Here is a 15,725-nt window from a genome sequence, read left to right on the forward strand (position 1 = left end):
CCTTGTGAAGAACTTCACGAACTTTCCCGACGGGACGTCACCGAGGGGCCCCGAAAGGCCCCCCGGCACCCGCTCAATCGTCGTCCGTCCTGCTCAGACCGCTACCGGCACCGCTGTCGCACCGCCGACGCGAGCGCCCTACGCGATCGACCACGCGATGCCGTCGAGGATGTCGTGCTCGCTCACGACGACCTCCTCCGCGCCCGTCCGCTCCATGATCGCCAGCAGCACCAGGGACCCCGCCGCGATCACGTCGACCCGGCCCGGATGCATGGCGGGGACCGCCGCGCGCTCGGCGTGGGTGGAGGCCAGCAGCCAGTCGGTGATCTCCCGGACCCGGTCGCGCGAGACACGGGAGTGGTGGATGGCGGCCGAGTCGTACTCCGGCAACTCCTGCGCGATCGCGGACACCGTCGTCACCGACCCGGCCAGACCCACGAGCGTGCGCGCCTCGCCCAGCGGCACCGTCCGCTCGGCCAGGTCCAGGGCGGCCTCGATGTCGGCCCGCATCGCGGCGACCTGCTCCGCCGCGGGCGGGTCGGTCACCGCGCCGTCGCGCACCAGGTGCCGCTCGGTCATCCGCACGCAGCCGACGTCCACGGAGCGGGCGGCGCGCACGTGGTCGTCGCCGACGACGAACTCGGTGGAGCCGCCGCCGATGTCGACGACCAGGTAGGGCTTGTCGAGGTCCGCCCGGCCGGTCAGTTCCTTCGTCGCCCCGGTGAAGGAGAACTCGGCCTCCTGGTCGCCCGAGATGACCTCCGGCTCGACGCCCAGGATGTCCAGCACGCCGCGCACGAAGTCGTCCCGGTTCTCCGCGTCGCGGGAGGCGGAGGTGGCGACGAAGCGCAGCCGCTCGGCGCCGTGCGCCTTGACGACCTCGGCGTACTCGCGGCAGGCGGCGAAGGTCCGCTCCAGCGCCTCGGGCGCGAGCCGCCCGGTGCGGTCGACGCCCTGGCCGAGCCGCACGATGGTCATGCGGCGGTCCAGGTCGGTCAGCTCGCTCGTGGCCCCCGCGCCGGAGGCGCTGTCGGACACAGTCGCGTCGGCGACCAGCAGGCGGATGGAGTTCGTACCGCAGTCGATGGCGGCGACCCGGGTCACTTGGCATCCTCCTCGGCCGTCTCGGGTACCGTCACGCACGGGCCCTTGCGCCACCACTCGGGCAGCATCGCGATCGCCTCGTCGCCCAGCGGGTTGACCCCGGGACCGGCGGCCAGCGAGTGGGCGACCAGCACGTGCAGGCACTTCACACGGTCCGGCATGCCGCCCGCGCTCGGGAAGCCGGTCAGCTCCTCGATCTCGTCGCGGCGCCGGATGTAGTCCTCGTGCGCGCCGCGGTAGGCGGCGGCCAGCTCCGGATCGGTGGCCAGCCGCTCGGTCATCTCCTTCATCACGCCGTTCGCCTCCAGCGTGCCGATGGCGGAGGCCGCCTTCGGACACGTCAGGTAGTACAGCGTGGGGAAGGGCGTGCCGTCGGGCAGCCGCGGCGCCGTCTCCACCACGTCGGGCTGCCCGCACGGGCAGCGGTGCGCGATGGCCCGCAGGCCGCGCGGCGGACGGCCGAGCTGCTGCTTGAAGGCCGCCACGTCCGCGTCGGTCGGCTCGGTGCGCGGGGTGGTCGGCGGGGGAGTCTGCATGACTGTCTTCTGCTGGTCTTCCTGTTGAGTCACTGCCGGAGCGGCCGGTTCACTGTCGGTGCGGTCGGTTCACTGTCGGCGGGCGACGGCGTCGGCCTTGTCGACCGCGTCCCACACGTTCCGGTACCAGGGGCGGTCGGCGGCGCCGGCCCGGGCGCGGGTCTGCTCGGCCGCCTCCGGGTCGACGACGACGAACCCCGTCTCCCCCGGCATCACGTAGTGCAGCCGCAGCCGGACCTGCTGCTCAGCGTAGGCGTCGTCCTGCCAGCGTGCCTTGAGGTCGCGCAGGTCCTCGACCCGCTGCCGGGTCTCCCGCTGCTCCCGCTGGAGATCGGCGATCTCGGCGCGCTGGGCGACGTACTGCCGTATCGGGTAGGCGAGCGCCACGACGAGCGAGCAGAGCACCATGGCGAGCAGCGCGGCCCGGCCGGTCAGCCGGGAGCGCCGGGCCTGGCGCTTGGTCTGCGAGCGGTAGACCCGGGCCGCGGTCTGTTCCCCGATGATCCGGATCCTGGTCGCGGTGGAGAAACGGTCCCGGTCCTTCACGGCCATCTGGTCTCCGCCTCCCGTGCACGCGCGTACGTCCCCGCACACGGTACGGGACCGGGTACGGGGACGTACGTACGACGCTGCCTTCTACCGGGTCGTCAGCCCTTGAAGCGGGGGAACGCGCTGCGGCCGGCGTACACCGCGGCGTCGTCGAGGATCTCCTCGATGCGCAGCAGCTGGTTGTACTTGGCGACGCGCTCGGAGCGGGCCGGGGCGCCGGTCTTGATCTGGCCGCAGTTGGTGGCGACGGCCAGGTCGGCGATGGTGACGTCCTCGGTCTCGCCGGAGCGGTGGGACATCATGCACTTGAAGCCGTTGCGCTGGGCCAGCTCGACGGCGTCCAGGGTCTCGGTCAGCGAGCCGATCTGGTTGACCTTGACCAGCAGGGCGTTGGCCGAGTTCTCCTCGATGCCGCGGGCCAGGCGCTCCGGGTTGGTGACGAACAGGTCGTCGCCGACCAGCTGGACCTTGTCGCCGAGCTTGGCGGTGATGGTGTTCCAGCCGTCCCAGTCGTCCTCGAACAGCGGGTCCTCGATGGAGACCAGCGGGTACGCCTCGACCAGCTCGGCGTAGTACTCGGTCATCTCGGCGGCGGTGCGCTGCTTGCCCTCGAAGGCGTAGGAGCCGTCCTTGTAGAACTCGGACGCGGCGACGTCGAGCGCGAGGGCGATCTGCTCGCCGGGGGTGTAGCCGGCCTCCTTGATCGCCTCGAGGATGAGGTCGAGGGCCTCGCGGTTGGAGCCGAGGTTCGGGGCGAAGCCGCCCTCGTCGCCGAGGCCGGTGGCCAGGCCCTTGTTCTTCAGGACCTTCTTGAGGGTGTGGTAGACCTCGGCGCCCCAGCGCAGGGCCTCGGAGAAGGACTCCGCGCCGATCGGGGCGATCATGAACTCCTGGATGTCCACGTTGGAGTCGGCGTGCGAGCCGCCGTTCAGGATGTTCATCATCGGCACCGGCAGCAGGTGCGCGTTCGGGCCGCCCAGGTAGCGGAAGAGCGGCAGGTCGCTGGCCTCGGAGGCGGCGTGGGCGACGGCGAGGGAGACGCCGAGGATGGCGTTGGCGCCGAGCGAGCCCTTGTTGTCGGTGGCGTCCAGGTCGAACATGGCCTGGTCGATCAGGCGCTGCTCGGTGGCGTCGTAGCCGACCAGCTCCGGGCCGATCTGCTCGATGACGGCCAGCACGGCCTTCTCGACGCCCTTGCCGAGGTAACGGCCCGGGTCGCCGTCACGCAGTTCGATGGCCTCGAAGGCACCGGTGGAGGCGCCGGAGGGAACGGCGGCACGCCCCGTGCTGCCGTCGTCGAGGCCGACCTCGACCTCGACCGTGGGGTTGCCTCGGGAGTCCAGGATTTCCCGGGCTACGACGACGTCGATGGACGGCACGAGCATCTCCTTCTTCAATGTGACGCTTCGATGTGGCGCTTCGGTGGGCCGCGGTCCGCGGGACCGCGACGGCTCTGCGGGACCGAGCCTAACCGGCTCCGGGCGATCGGCCAGCCGATCGCCCACCCGCTGGACAGAACCGAGAGTAAATTGTTTCCGAACGGAACAAAGGCGGAACATGAAAATCCCGCCCCGGTGCGTACGGGGGAACACGCACCGGGGCGGGAGTCGCGGGGCGGGCCGCCGCCTACTTCAGGTGCAGCTGCTGGCCCGGGTAGATCAGGTCGGCGTCGTCGACGATGTCGTCGTTCAGCTTGAACAGCTTCGCCCAGCCGCCCTTGACGTCGTGCTCCTCGGCGATCGAGCTGAGGGTGTCGCCCTTGACGACCTTGTACTCGCCGTCGCCCTTCTCGACCTTCTTGCCGGTCGGGGTGGTGACGGTCTTCTTCGCGGGCTTCTCGGCCTTCGGCTCGGCGGCCGGGCGCTCGGAGGAGCGGGAGGCCTTCTGCTCGGTGGAGCGCTCGGCGGTGGAGCCGCTGCTCTGGCTCTGCGAGCTCTCGGAGCTGGAGGAACCGCTGTCCTGGGAGCCGCCACCGGTGTACGCGGCGCCCGACAGGCCGGTGCCGCAGACCGGCCAGGCACCCTTGCCCTGGCCCGCGAGCACCTTCTCGGCGATCTCGATCTGCTGGGACTTGCTCGCCTGGTCGGCGGAGGAGGCGTACTGCGTACCGCCGTAGGCGGCCCAGGTGGAGGCGGAGAACTGCAGACCGCCGTAGTAACCGTTGCCGGTGTTGATGGACCAGTTGCCGCCGGACTCGCACTGGGCGACGGCGTCCCACTCGGACGCGGTGGCGGCGGAGGCGTTGCCGGCCGCCATCAGCGGGGCGGCGACGGCGGCACCGGTGACGCCGGCGACGGCGATGACTCGGGTGGCCTTGGACGGGCGACGGTGCTTGCCCTTGCCGGAAAACAGCATGGTTGATCCCCTCACCGACGCCTGCGAGGTGAGCTGTCGGGTTCGGGCCGGTTGAGTTGCCCGGCCGGGTTCCTCGCGGAACTCGGCTTCACCCCTAGCCACTCCGGCTCAACTGCCCGGTGCGGCGCTTACCTTGGGTCCCCCGCTCCTGCCTGCGGCGCTTGACGCGACGACTGTTCCCGTACGGCCGCTGGCAGGATTCGGCGTTGCGGCTGTCGGGGCCCGCGGTGGCGAGCGGTCATGACCGTAGACACGCGCTCCGCGGATTTTCAAAGACGATCACGGCTTCTGAGACCTATCTCTCACGAGATCCAAAAGGGACATACAGTCCCTAACCGTGACGTGAACTCCCCCTACTTTTCGCCCGATTCGCCCGTGACCGTGAGCGTCTGACCGGGCAGGATGTGGTCGGGGTCGGCACCGACGACCGCCTCGTTGTCGGCGTAGAGCGCGTGCCATCCGCCGTCGACCTCAAGGGAGTCGGCGATGGCCCAGAGACTGTCGCCGGTGCGGACGACGTAACAGCCGTCCCCGGCCTCTCGCTCGTCACCGTCGCGCGAGGCGTGCCGGCCCGCCGTCGGGTCCGTACGGCCCTCCCCCGTCGCATCCTCGTCCGCACTGCCGCCGCGGTGCTTGCCGGAGCCGGACGAGCCCTCGGTGCCCTGCGGTTCGGCACTGGCGGAGGGGTCGGATTCGGACGAAGTGTCCGGCTTGGTGGATTGGTCCGCACCATCGGACGAGGCGTCAGACGACGGCGAGGAAGAAGCCGAAGAAGAGGGCGAAGGGGACGAAGAGGACGCCCCGGACTCCGACTCCGGAGTTTCGGCCGTACCGGTCGAGCCGGTTGAACCGGTCGAACCGGATGACTCGGATGACGGGGACGACTCGGGCGATTCGGTGGTCGCGGGTGATTCGGACGACTTGGTGGTGTCCTGCGCCCCCGAGGAGTCCGACCCCTCCGACGCCCCGTCACCGGCCGTGCCGGAGCCACCGCCCGTGATCCCGGAGTCGCTGCCCAGGCCGGCCAGCAGACCGCAGGTCGGCCAGGCGGCGATGCCCTGGGCCGCGTGTATCTTCTCGGCGATTCTTATCTGCTGGGAGCGACTGGCCTGGTCGGCGCTGGGGGCGTAGTCCAGACCGCCGTACTGCTCCCAGGCCTCCTGGGACAGCTGAAGGCCGCCGTAGTACCCGTTGCCGCTGTTCTGGCTCCAGGCGCCGCCGGTCTCGCACTCGGCGACCTGGTCCCAGTTCGCGGAGTCGGCCGCGTGGGCGCCGGTGGCGCCGAGCAGCGGGATCGCGATGGCGGAGCCGGTCACTCCGGCGGCGACGACCAGTGCGGGTGCCTGGCGGGGGCGGCGGTGACGACCGTTCCCGGAGAGCATGCGACGACCTTTCACGAGACGACGGGGACCACGCGGCGGTTGACGCTCGACACCACGTTGATCCGTGAACGTATAGGGAGATCATCGCTTGTCACAAGTTCATGCCGCGCAGATCACGTGAAGATCACAGAGTTGAGCGCGTGTCACTTTTGCTTCGGCGACGGACCGTTGTCCGCCGGTGACGCGGGCGGTGTGAACGAGACGGGCAAGGTGCGCAGACCTCGCATGATGAGGCCGCCGCGCCACCGGAGTTCGGCCGGGTCCGCGGCGAGGCGGAGGTCCGGCAGCCGGGTGAGGAGCGTCGCCAGCGCCGTCTGCCCCTCCAGCCGGGCGAGCGGGGCGCCCAGGCAGTAGTGGATGCCGTGGCCGTACCCGAGGTGCTGGCTGTCGCGGCGGGCGAGGTCCAGGGTGTCCGGGTCGGTGAACCGCTCCGGGTCCCGGTCGGCGGCGGCGAGGACGACGAGGACGGGGTCGCCGGCCGCGACGTCCTGTCCGCCGATGGTCAGCGGCCGGGTGGCGAAGCGCCAGGTGGCCAGCTCCACCGGGCCGTCGTAGCGCAGGAGTTCCTCGACGCCGGTCTCCAGCAGGCCGCGCTCCCCGGCGGCCAGGGACGTTTGCAGCCGCTCCCGCTGCCCGGGGTGGGTGAGCAGGGCGTAGGTGCCGTTGCCGACGAGGTTGACGGTGGTCTCGAATCCGGCGAAGAGCAGGATGAAGGCCATGGCCGCCGCCTCGTTCTCGGTGAGGTGCTCGCCGTGGTCGGAGGCGCGGATCAGGGCGGAGATGAGGTCCTCGCCCGGGGCGGGCTCGGGCGGCAGCGCGGCACGCTTGCGGTGGATGAGGTCGGCGAGATAGCCGCGCATCTTCTTCACCGACCGCGCGACCCCGCCCCGCGGGCCTCCGCCGTGACGGATCATCATGCCCGCCCAGTCCCGGAAGTCGTCCTGGTCCTCGCGGGGAACGCCGAGCAGGTCGCAGATGGCGTAGATGGGCAGCGGGAAGGCGAACTCGTGGATCAGATCGGCGGAGCCGGTGGCGGCGAACCGGTCGATGAGGCCGTCGGCCAGCTCCTGCACCCGGGGCGCGAACTCGGCCACGCGGCGGGGCGTGAACGCCTTGCTGACCAGCCGTCGCAGCCTGGTGTGGTCGGGCGGGTCGATGTTGAGCAGATGGGTCATCAGCTCGGCCTTCCGCTCCCCCGGAATGCCGGTCTTGCCCTTGGCGTGCGCGGGCTCGGCGTGGTGGGCCGGGTTCTTGGACAGCCGCGGGTCGGCGAGGGCCTGCTTCGCGTCGGCGTACCGGGTGACCAGCCACGCCTCCACTCCGCTGGGCAGCCGGGTGCGGTGCACGGGGGCGTGCTCGCGCAGCCAGGCGTAGGCGGGGTAGGGGTCGCTCGCGAACTCCCAGGTGAACAGCTCGGGGACCGGGGCGGAAGAGCTGCCGGTCATCCCTCTGCCGTCCGGATCGCGTCCCGGTAGGTGCGGGCCGCCGCTCTCAGGGCCGCCTCGGGGTCGGTGCCCTCGGACTCGGCGCGGGCGGCGAGGGCGAGCAGGTCGTAGCCGATGCCCTCGCCGGAGGGCAGCGGGACGTCGAGGCCCGCGGTGCGGACGCGGGAGGCGAGCTTGGCGGCGAGGGCCAGGCCGGGCTGGCCGAGGGGGACGCCCTCGGTGACCGAGGTGCGCTGCTTCTCGGCGGCCTTGGTGCGCAGCCAGTGGGCGCGGACCTCCTCGGGGGTGTCGGCCGTCTCGTCGCCGAAGACGTGCGGGTGGCGGTGGATGAGCTTGTCGACGATGGTGCCGGCCACGTCGTCCACGGAGAACGGGGCGTCGGGGTCCTCCTCGGCGATGCGGGCGTGGAAGACGACCTGGAGGAGCACGTCGCCCAGCTCCTCCCGCAACTCGTCGCGGTCGCCGTCCTCGATGGCCTCGACGAGTTCGTACGCCTCCTCGATGGCGTACTTGGCGAGGCCCTTGTGGGTGCGCTGCGAGGACCACGGGCATTCGAGGCGGATGCGGTCCATGACCTGGACGAGGTCGAGGAGGCGGGCGCCCGGGAGGTCGTAGGAGGCGGGGAGCAACTCGAGGTCGGGCATCCGGACGCGTCCGGAGCCGGCGAGGCGGGCCAGCGAGTCGGTGAGCGCGGGCTCGCCCTCGCCGGTCGCGACAACGACCGCGGTACGGCCGCCGGCGCAGGCGTCCACCAGTTCCTCGGCGGTCGGGGTGGCCTCCTCGACCCGTATCCCCGCCTCGCGCAGATAGGGCAGCTGGGGGTGGGCTCCGTCGGCGCACAGGACGCGGTCGGCGGTGCGCAGGGCCTGCCAGGCGGGCCAGGACAGCAGGCCGGGGGCGACGCGGTGGCTGGTGGTGAGCAGGACGATGCGGCCCTGGTCGGGGGCGGTCGCGTCGGCGGTGGTTGCGTTCACTCCTCGAACCTAACGCACACCGCCGACGACCCCCGAGTTGTCCACAGGGGGTCGTATCGCCGCTGGTCAGTGGTGCTACGCGGGCTGCTGGGACCCCGCCGCCGTGATCTCCCGCACCCACGGGGTCCGGGCGTCGACGCGGCTGCTCTTCTGGACGTCCCAGGCGCCGTAGCGCGGGTTGAGGTCGACGTCGAGCTTCTTGGAGGCCTCGGACAGGGCCTGCCAGAACTCGGGCCGGCTGGTGTCGGTGCCGAGGCTCTGGGCGAGCTTCTGGGCCTCGATCTGGACGAGGAGGTTGTCGTCGAGGCGGTCGGGGGCGACGCCGTACTGCTGGAGCCAGACCGTCTCCAGCTGCTCGGGGCCGCCGGCCTGCTTCTCCAGCTCGCCGCGCATGTCCTGCACTTCCTTGCGGCTGACGCTCACCCCGGCGTCCTGGGCGGCGCGGTGCAGGACCCGGTCGAGGACCATGCCGTGCAGGGTGTCGCGGGTGAGGGTGCCGGTCCGGGCGACGACCTGCTGGTACTGGGTGTCGTCCGGGACGGCGGCGCGCTGTGCCTCGCGCACCTCGTCGACGCGGTTCTCCAGCTGGGCGACGGTGATCCGCTGGTCGCCGACGACGGCCGCCGCGCCCGGATGGGCGTCGTTGCCGCAGGCGGTGAGCAGGGGTGCCGCTGCGGCGATCGCGGCGGTGAGGAGAAGCGCGGAGCGACGGCGGCTGCGGCGGTGCAAGGGAACCTCCCGTTTGGAGATTGTGCGACGGTGCACAAAGTCTTGCGATGATCGATGTTAGGCAGTGGCCCGGCTCTGGCCAACCCATTGGACCAACGATTCATCAGGACTTCGGGCACCGCCTCGCGCCCGGCCCGCCGCCGGGCCCCGTGGCGACGCTGGTCAGCCGTGCATCCGGCCCAGCCACTGGAGCGTGCGCCGGATGTCGGCCGCGAGCGGATGGCCGGGGCCGTGGACGCGCTCCACGTCGTGCAGCAGCCGGGCCAGCGTGTCGTGGGCGGCGGCGCGGTCGCCGAGGGCGAGGAGGAGGTGGCCGATGCGGCGGCGGACGTCGTGGGCGAGGTCGGGGTCGCCGGCGACGTACTGGTTCTCGTAGTACGGCAGCAGCGCCCGGTACTCGGCGAGCGCGGCGGCCGGTTCGCCGAGCTGTTCCAGGCACTGGGCGGCGTCGTAGCGGTGGCGCAGGGCCTGCGGGTCGGCCTGGCCGGCCTCGGCGGCGCGTTCGTCGGCGAGGCGGCGCAGTTCGGGCAGGGCGCGCCGGTACTGGCCGTCGTCCATGAGGGTCGCCGCGTACTGCCGGCGCAGGGTGCGCACGACCGGGGAGCGTTCGCCGTGCTGTTCGGCGGCGGCGGGCAGGATCGCGCCGAGGACGTCGACGGCCTGGGTGATGCGGCCCTCGCCGAGGAGGCGCTTGACGTCGTCGACGGCGCGGGCGACGTCCGGCTTGGCGGCCTCGGCGGTGGGCGGTACGGGAGCCGGCTGCGGCGCGGGGGTGCGGGCGCGGTCGGGCCAGGGGGCGTGCGGGCGCACGAAGGGGCGGGTGGGGTCCAGGGGCCCGCCGGTGGGCACGCCGAGCGCGGGGAGCAGCAGCGCGAGGTGCTCGTAGACCTCCTGCGCGGAGTCGGGGCGGTGCTGCGGGTCCTTGGCGAGCAGGCGCAGGACGAGGGCTTCGAGCGATTCGGGGACCTCGGGGCGGATGCGGCGCACGGGCAGCGGGGGCTCGTACAGGTGCCGGTGCAGGACACCGAGCGCCGTGGACCCCGCGAACGGGACGTCGCCGCTGAGCAGTTCGTGCAGCAGCACGCCGAGTGCGTACAGGTCGGTGTACGGGCCGACGGCGCCGCCCATGGCCTGCTCGGGGGCCATGTAGGCGGGCGAGCCGATGGGGGTGCCGGTGTGGGTGAGGCGGGTGGTGTCGGCGTCCATGACGGAGGCGACGCCGAGGTCGAGGACGGTGACGGTGCCGTCCTGCTTGACCATGACGTTGCGCGGTTTGAGGTCGCGGTGGACGATCGGCACGGCGTGCACGGCGCTGAGGACGGCGCACAGCTGGGCGGCGACCGCGACGGCCCACTGCCACGGGTACGGATCGTGCTCGGCGAGGTGGTCGGAGAGGTCGGCGCCGTCGACGTACTGCATGACGAGGAACAGTTCCTCGCCCTCGCTGCCCGCGTCGTGCACCGTGACCAGGCCGGGGTGGTCGACCTGCGCGGTGATGCGGCACTCGCGCACGAAGCGGCGGCGCAGTTCGTCGGCCTCCGCCCCGGCGACCTTGTCGGGGCGCAGCAGCTTCACCGCCACGCGCCGGTCCAGACGCCGGTCGTAGGCCGTCCAGACCTGTCCCATGCCGCCCTGGCCGATGAGCGTGGACAGCTCGTACCGGCCGGCGACGACGCGTCCGGTCGCCACGGTCACCTTCCGCCCTGGTGGCCGCCGTCGCGGCCGTCGTGGTTGCGCAGGTAGTCGCTGAGCTCGTCGAGTTCGGCGCGGACCTGGTCGATGCGGGCAGGCGCGGGGTGGTGCTGGGGCGGTGGGGCCTGGTACGGCGGGACCGGCGTCTGTACGGGGGCGGGAGCGGGTGCCGGGGTGTAGGGGTACGAGGGCTGCGGGTGTCCGTACCCGGCCGCCGGGGGCGGCGGCATCGGGACGAGGTGGCCGGGGTGGGGCGGCCGCCGGTGGTGCCGGATGTCGGCGTAGAGGAAGTACCCGGCGCAGGCGCAGGCGTTGAGCAGCAGGATGATCATTCCGGTGGTGCCGGCCGGGGTGCTGAAGTCGTCGGTGTCGTCGGTGGCCAGGAAGCAGAAGCTGACCACCAGGGCGACGGCCGTCGCCGCGAAGACCCACCAGTCGCGCGGTCGGCGGCTCACGATGGCCGCGTACAGCGTCGATATCCAGGCGAGGAACCCGATGCTCAGCAGGGCCAGGGCCACGAAGAAGACGCGCAGCAGGACCAGCACCGCGGTCCTGGGGCGGCGCGGCGGCGGTGGCGGCGCATAGCCGTGGCCGTGCATGACTTCTCCTGGAGACCTGATGAGACGGACGTGCGCCGGGCGACCGGTGCGGAGTCGAGCGTATAGGCCGACACGGACCGGCGGCCCCGGGTTGTACCGAACCGTTGTCGTCCTGGTCACTCGGCCCGTGCGGGCGGCTCAGCCGGGGGCGACCGTGCCGTCCGTGAGCCCGTCGTACATGCCCCGCACCAGCTGCTCCCCCAGGCGGCCCGCGAGGCGCAGCGCGCGCTCGAACTCGTCGAGGGCGCGGAAGCGGTCGCCGTAGCCGCGCTGGGCGTCGAGGGGCAGCCGGGGCAGCTGGAGGCGCCGCACGTCGAGGCGGGTGGCGGTGGAGGCGTAGCTGCTGGCCTGCCGGTGGTTGGCGGTGCCGCGCAGGAACCCGGCGAGGAACCAGGGGTCGAGGGCGGCGGGGTCGGGGCGCAGGAGCACGAGGTTGCGCCCGAGGGCGGCGCCGGCCGTCTCCTGGTCGATGACGCGGGCGACGGAGCCGCCGCCGAGGACGGGCACGACGACGTCGCCGGGTTCGGTCAGGACGGGTTCCTCGTCGCTGTCCGGGAGGGTGGCCGAGGGGCCGGTGCCGGTGAGGACGTCGTGGTCGGTGAGCAGGGGCACGCGCGCGTGGCCGCCGTTCGTGCCGGTGCGCAGTACGAGGGCGCCGCCGCGGGCGAGTTCGCCGACGGTGGTGAGGGGTCTGCGGGGTGCGGCGCGTCCGGTGCCGGTGGCCGCGGGGGTCAGCTCGGCGGTCAGGCGCAGGGTCTCGTCGAGGCGCTCGCGTACGTCCGTGAGCCGTTCGGTGCCGCCGGTGGCGGTGGGGGGCGGCAGATGGCGGGCGGGCGCCAGGTCGACGTCGTCGTCGAGGAGTTCGATGACGGGCAGACAGCGGGCGAGGCCCGGCCGGTCGTCGAGCCGGCCGGTGCGGTCGAACGCGGTCCAGGCGTCGAGTACGGCGTCCCGTACGGACCGCCAGTCCGGCCCGCCGCGCCCCTCGCCGGCGAACTGCCCCGTGTCGGCGAGCAGCACCCCGGGCTGCGCGGGCGCCCTCTCGGGCCGGCGCAGCACCCACAGGTGCAGGGGGATGTTGTACGGCGGTGCCGCGCCGACCGGCAGGGCGATCACGGCGTGCAGCGCGCCCCGGCGCAGCAGGTCGGCGCGGACCCGGCGGCCGGAGCGGCGGGAGGCCGCGGCGGGCGGCATCAGGACGACGACGGTGCCGCCGTCCCTGACCCGGGCCAGGGCGTGCTGAACCCACGCCAGTTCGGACTCGGTGCGGGCCGGGAAGCCGTACTCCCAGCGGGGGTCGTAGGCGAGTTCGTCGTGGCCCCAGTTGCGCTCGTTGAACGGCGGGTGGCACAGCGCGGCGTCGGCGCGCACGCCGGTGAGGGCGTCCGCGCGCAGGCTGTCACCGGCGGCGATCCGCACGGCGGCGTCCGTGCTCAGGGCGAGCCGCAGCGCGGTGAGTGCGGCCAGTGCGGGGTCGCTGTCCTGGCCGCACAGCTCCTGCCCGGGCCGGGTGGTGGCGGCAGCGGCGCGGAGCAGGGAGCCGGTGCCGCAGGCGGGGTCGAGCACCGTGCGGGCGGGGCCGGCGAGTTCGGCCATGAGGTCGGCGAGCGGGTCCGGGGTGAGCGTGTACTGCCGCGGGTTGGCGTCGAGGTGCCGGCCGAGCAGGAACTCGTAGGCCTTGCGGGCGCCCGGTCCGGCGGCGAGTTCGGCGGCGCCGCGCAGGAGCGGTGCGGAGGGGAGCAGCCGGGCTCCGGTCGGGGTCGCGACGGCGCGCTCGGGGCCGGTGCCGAAGCGGGCGTCGAGTACCTGGTCGAGGGCGGCGGGCAGCAGGTCGGCGAGGCGTTCGTCGGAGCCGGCGCTCGCGTCCAGCCAGAGGGTGGGCCGGTCGTGGACGAGCAGGAGGACGCAGCCGGCCTGCACCAGGGCTGCGACCGGGCCCTCCGGGTGGCCGGCCAGTTGCTGCCAGACGCGTTCGCGCGGGGGGACCTCGGCGAGTTTGCCCTGGGCGCGCAGCCATGCCTCGACGTCGGCGAGGGCGAAGGACGGGCTGGTCTCGGTGCCGCCGACCGGTCTGGGGAAGTCGGCGTGCCGACGGCGCCAGTTGCTGACGGCGGCGCGGCCGACGCCGGCGAGCCGCGCGATACCGGCGGCGGTCACCTCTGTCCCGTGGTCCTGCACGCTCGGGCCCCCTCGTCCTGGTGTGTGGGGTCGATCCTACCGATGAACACGTTCCGACTCTGTTCACATCGTGTACATGAGCGACTCCGTGGATCGTGTTGACTCGGTTCACAAGCTCTGTTCTCATTGACGCATCGAACCGGCCGAGGCGATGGACCTCGGTTCACGGTCGACCGATCTGTCTCTGGGGAGAGGACTGACGTCATGGGCATGAAGACCAAGATCGTGCTGGGCGCCGTGGTAGGGGTCGCCGTCGTCGGCGCGCTGTCGGCGAACGCGGGCGACGGGGACGGCGACACCAGGAGCGACAACCGGACCTCGGCGAGCGCGGGCGAGAAGCAGGACGGCGCGGGCGCGGACGGCGCGAAGACCGACGGCGCGAAGACCGACGGCGCGTCCGAGGCGAAGCCCGCCGAGGACAAGGCCGTCGAGAAGGCGTCCCAGGCCGAGCAGTTCAAGGCGTTCGTGCGGAAGAACGGGACGCCCAAGGAGAAGGACGCCGTCTCCCACGTCACCAAGGTGCAGGGCGCCGACGAGCAGAACGACATCCTCGACGCCGCCGACGTCTACACCGACTTCACCGGCGGCATCATGGGCGCCGGCACGGGCCCGGCCAAGCTCATCGCCTCCGCGTTCGCCGACTGGAAGGACAGCGAGAACGGTCTCGTCACGATCTACGATGCCGACGGCGAACTGCTCGGCAACGGCCAGTTCTGAGCGCCGGACCGCGCTCACCGTTCACTGAGAATCCCTGGGGGGATCCACCATGCGCCGTCGCGCGCGCCGCACCGCACTCACCGCTCTCCTCCTCGCCGCGGGCGCCACCGTCTGCCTGACCGGCTGCCAGTCCGGCCAGGACGGCGACAGCGCCTCCGACGGGACCGCCCGGTCCGCCGCGTCCGGCGGACCGGCGACCGCTTCGTCGTCCGCCACCGCACCCGGATCGACCGCGACGGGGGCAGAGGCCTCCGCATCGGCCTCGTCCTCGGCACCGGCCTCGGCACCGGAGGAGCCGTTCGCCGGGCTGACCGGCGCGGAGATATCCGAGCGGGCACTGAAGGCCACCACCGGGGCACGCTCACTGCGCATGACCGGCACCGTCCCCGACGACGAGAGCGGCGGCACCATAGAGATCGACCTCGCACTGAACCGGCGGGGCGACTGCGCCGGGACGATGGGCATGGACGGCCAGGGCGAGGCCGAGTTGATCAAAACCGGCGACACGCTCTACCTGAAGTACGACGAGCGGTTCCTGCGGGCCCAGAGCAAGGGCGAGCCGCAGGCCGACACCGACGCCCTCGTGTCGCTGCTGGCCGGACGGTGGACCAGCATGTCCGCGGGCGGCGCGGACGCGAAGGAGATGGCCGGGTTCTGCGACCTGGACAAGCTGCTGGAGGACGCCGGGGGCAGCGGTGACGACGCGCCGACGAAGGTGACCCGCGGCAGGGCCACCACCGTCGACGGCAAGCCCGCGTTCACCCTGTACGAGACGGACGGCTCCGAGCGCAACACGGTGTACGTCGCCACCGAGGGCAAGCCGTACCTGCTGCGCTTCGAGAGCGGGTCGAAGCAGGAGCCCGGCGCGCTGTCCTTCACCGGGTACGACGAGCCGGTGCCCGCCGCGTCCCCCTCCGGAGAGGTCCTCGATCTGGACGACCTGGGCGGGACGAGCGCCTGAGCCGCGGGGAGCCGCCCCTCACCCCCGGGCCGCGGCGACCCCGAAGCCGTCCATGTAGTCGCGGGCCCGGGCGATCAGCCCGTCGCGCACATGGAGTACCAGAAGGCCGGGGACGGTGAACCCGGTGCGCGCGGCGGGCACCGCCCCCACGACGACGTGCTCGGCGACGATCACCCCGGGACGGGCGGTCTCGTGGACCGCGACCTCCCTGACCTCCTCCACCCGGGCGGGGCTGGCGCCCCAGGCGGCCCGGTACCCGGACCGGACGGCCTCGCGCCCCTCGAAGTGCCCGGGGAAACCGGGCGCGGTGAACGGAAACTCGTGCACCGCGTCCACGGCGTACAGGTCGGCGAGGTCGTCCGCGGACTTGTCGAGCATGGCCCGGTAGTAGCGGGCCAGCACCTCGCGCGGGGTGCGAACAGCGGGGGCGTCCGAAGGCGGCATGATGACCACTCCACTCGCTCGACAGCTCGCTCAACGACTGTTGACCCAACCACCGTAGAG

At 72.7% G+C, this 15,725-nt stretch carries 15 protein-coding genes and 1 riboswitch; of the genes, 2 read left to right on the forward strand and 13 right to left on the reverse strand.

The window, feature by feature from the left end:
• Positions 1-138 precede the first annotated feature (138 nt).
• The 12 genes from ACFYZ3_RS27735 to ACFYZ3_RS27790 form a co-directional block, all read right to left on the reverse strand.
• Positions 139-1,104: an exopolyphosphatase gene (locus ACFYZ3_RS27735; protein WP_388523022.1), complete on the reverse strand. Its 966-nt coding sequence runs from the start codon at positions 1,102-1,104 to the stop codon at positions 139-141.
• Positions 1,101-1,640, reverse strand: a complete 540-nt coding sequence (locus ACFYZ3_RS27740; protein WP_388523025.1) for a DUF501 domain-containing protein — start codon at positions 1,638-1,640, stop codon at positions 1,101-1,103. Before ACFYZ3_RS27740 ends, ACFYZ3_RS27735 begins: the two co-directional genes overlap by 4 nt.
• A 69-nt stretch (positions 1,641-1,709) precedes the next feature.
• On the reverse strand, positions 1,710-2,192 hold the full coding sequence (gene divIC, locus ACFYZ3_RS27745; protein ID WP_356859335.1) for a cell division protein DivIC: 483 nt from the start codon (positions 2,190-2,192) through the stop codon (positions 1,710-1,712).
• Positions 2,193-2,287: 95 nt separating this feature from the next.
• A complete protein-coding gene (eno, locus tag ACFYZ3_RS27750; RefSeq protein ID WP_388523028.1) occupies positions 2,288-3,568 on the reverse strand; it encodes a phosphopyruvate hydratase in 1,281 nt (426 codons plus the stop codon).
• Positions 3,569-3,815: 247 nt separating this feature from the next.
• Positions 3,816-4,544, reverse strand: a complete 729-nt coding sequence (gene rpfA / locus ACFYZ3_RS27755; protein WP_388523030.1) for a resuscitation-promoting factor protein RpfA — start codon at positions 4,542-4,544, stop codon at positions 3,816-3,818.
• A gap of 3 nt (positions 4,545-4,547) precedes the next feature.
• A riboswitch (cyclic di-AMP (ydaO/yuaA leader) is annotated at positions 4,548-4,714 on the reverse strand.
• Positions 4,715-4,897: 183 nt separating this feature from the next.
• Positions 4,898-5,926 carry a transglycosylase family protein gene (locus tag ACFYZ3_RS27760; RefSeq protein ID WP_388523033.1) on the reverse strand — a complete coding sequence of 343 codons (1,029 nt, stop codon included), beginning with the start codon at positions 5,924-5,926 and terminating at the stop codon, positions 4,898-4,900.
• 143 nt (positions 5,927-6,069) lie between these two features.
• A complete protein-coding gene (locus tag ACFYZ3_RS27765) occupies positions 6,070-7,371 on the reverse strand; it encodes a cytochrome P450 (RefSeq protein WP_388523036.1) in 1,302 nt (433 codons plus the stop codon).
• Positions 7,368-8,345 carry a nucleoside triphosphate pyrophosphohydrolase gene (locus ACFYZ3_RS27770; protein ID WP_388523039.1) on the reverse strand — a complete coding sequence of 326 codons (978 nt, stop codon included), beginning with the start codon at positions 8,343-8,345 and terminating at the stop codon, positions 7,368-7,370. The genes ACFYZ3_RS27765 and ACFYZ3_RS27770 overlap by 4 nt, the downstream gene beginning before the upstream one ends.
• Before the next feature lie 75 nt (positions 8,346-8,420).
• Entirely contained in the window at positions 8,421-9,074 is a 654-nt protein-coding gene (locus ACFYZ3_RS27775) for a SurA N-terminal domain-containing protein (protein ID WP_388523042.1), read from the reverse strand.
• 162 nt (positions 9,075-9,236) lie between these two features.
• Positions 9,237-10,727: a serine/threonine protein kinase PkaE gene (gene pkaE, locus ACFYZ3_RS27780; protein WP_388523289.1), complete on the reverse strand. Its 1,491-nt coding sequence runs from the start codon at positions 10,725-10,727 to the stop codon at positions 9,237-9,239.
• Between the two features lie 38 nt (positions 10,728-10,765).
• Positions 10,766-11,365: a hypothetical protein gene (locus ACFYZ3_RS27785; protein ID WP_388523044.1), complete on the reverse strand. Its 600-nt coding sequence runs from the start codon at positions 11,363-11,365 to the stop codon at positions 10,766-10,768.
• A gap of 138 nt (positions 11,366-11,503) precedes the next feature.
• A complete protein-coding gene (locus ACFYZ3_RS27790) occupies positions 11,504-13,543 on the reverse strand; it encodes an N-6 DNA methylase (protein ID WP_388523046.1) in 2,040 nt (679 codons plus the stop codon).
• Between the two features lie 204 nt (positions 13,544-13,747).
• Between ACFYZ3_RS27790 and ACFYZ3_RS27795 the strand changes: the two genes are divergently transcribed.
• Both ACFYZ3_RS27795 and ACFYZ3_RS27800 read left to right on the forward strand, forming a co-directional pair.
• Positions 13,748-14,260, forward strand: coding sequence for a hypothetical protein (locus ACFYZ3_RS27795; protein ID WP_388523049.1), 513 nt, complete (start codon positions 13,748-13,750; stop codon positions 14,258-14,260).
• Between the two features lie 49 nt (positions 14,261-14,309).
• Positions 14,310-15,221 carry a hypothetical protein gene (locus tag ACFYZ3_RS27800; RefSeq protein ID WP_388523051.1) on the forward strand — a complete coding sequence of 304 codons (912 nt, stop codon included), beginning with the start codon at positions 14,310-14,312 and terminating at the stop codon, positions 15,219-15,221.
• Positions 15,222-15,239: 18 nt separating this feature from the next.
• On the opposite strand, the gene ACFYZ3_RS27805 is transcribed toward ACFYZ3_RS27800, so the two are convergent.
• Positions 15,240-15,665 (reverse strand): nuclear transport factor 2 family protein, encoded by a 426-nt coding sequence (locus tag ACFYZ3_RS27805; RefSeq protein WP_388523054.1) that lies wholly within the window; start codon positions 15,663-15,665, stop codon positions 15,240-15,242.
• Positions 15,666-15,725: the final 60 nt, after the last annotated feature.

The sequence above is a fragment of the Streptomyces sp. NPDC001599 genome (assembly GCF_042893535.1).
In the GTDB taxonomy this organism is placed as follows: domain Bacteria; phylum Actinomycetota; class Actinomycetes; order Streptomycetales; family Streptomycetaceae; genus Streptomyces.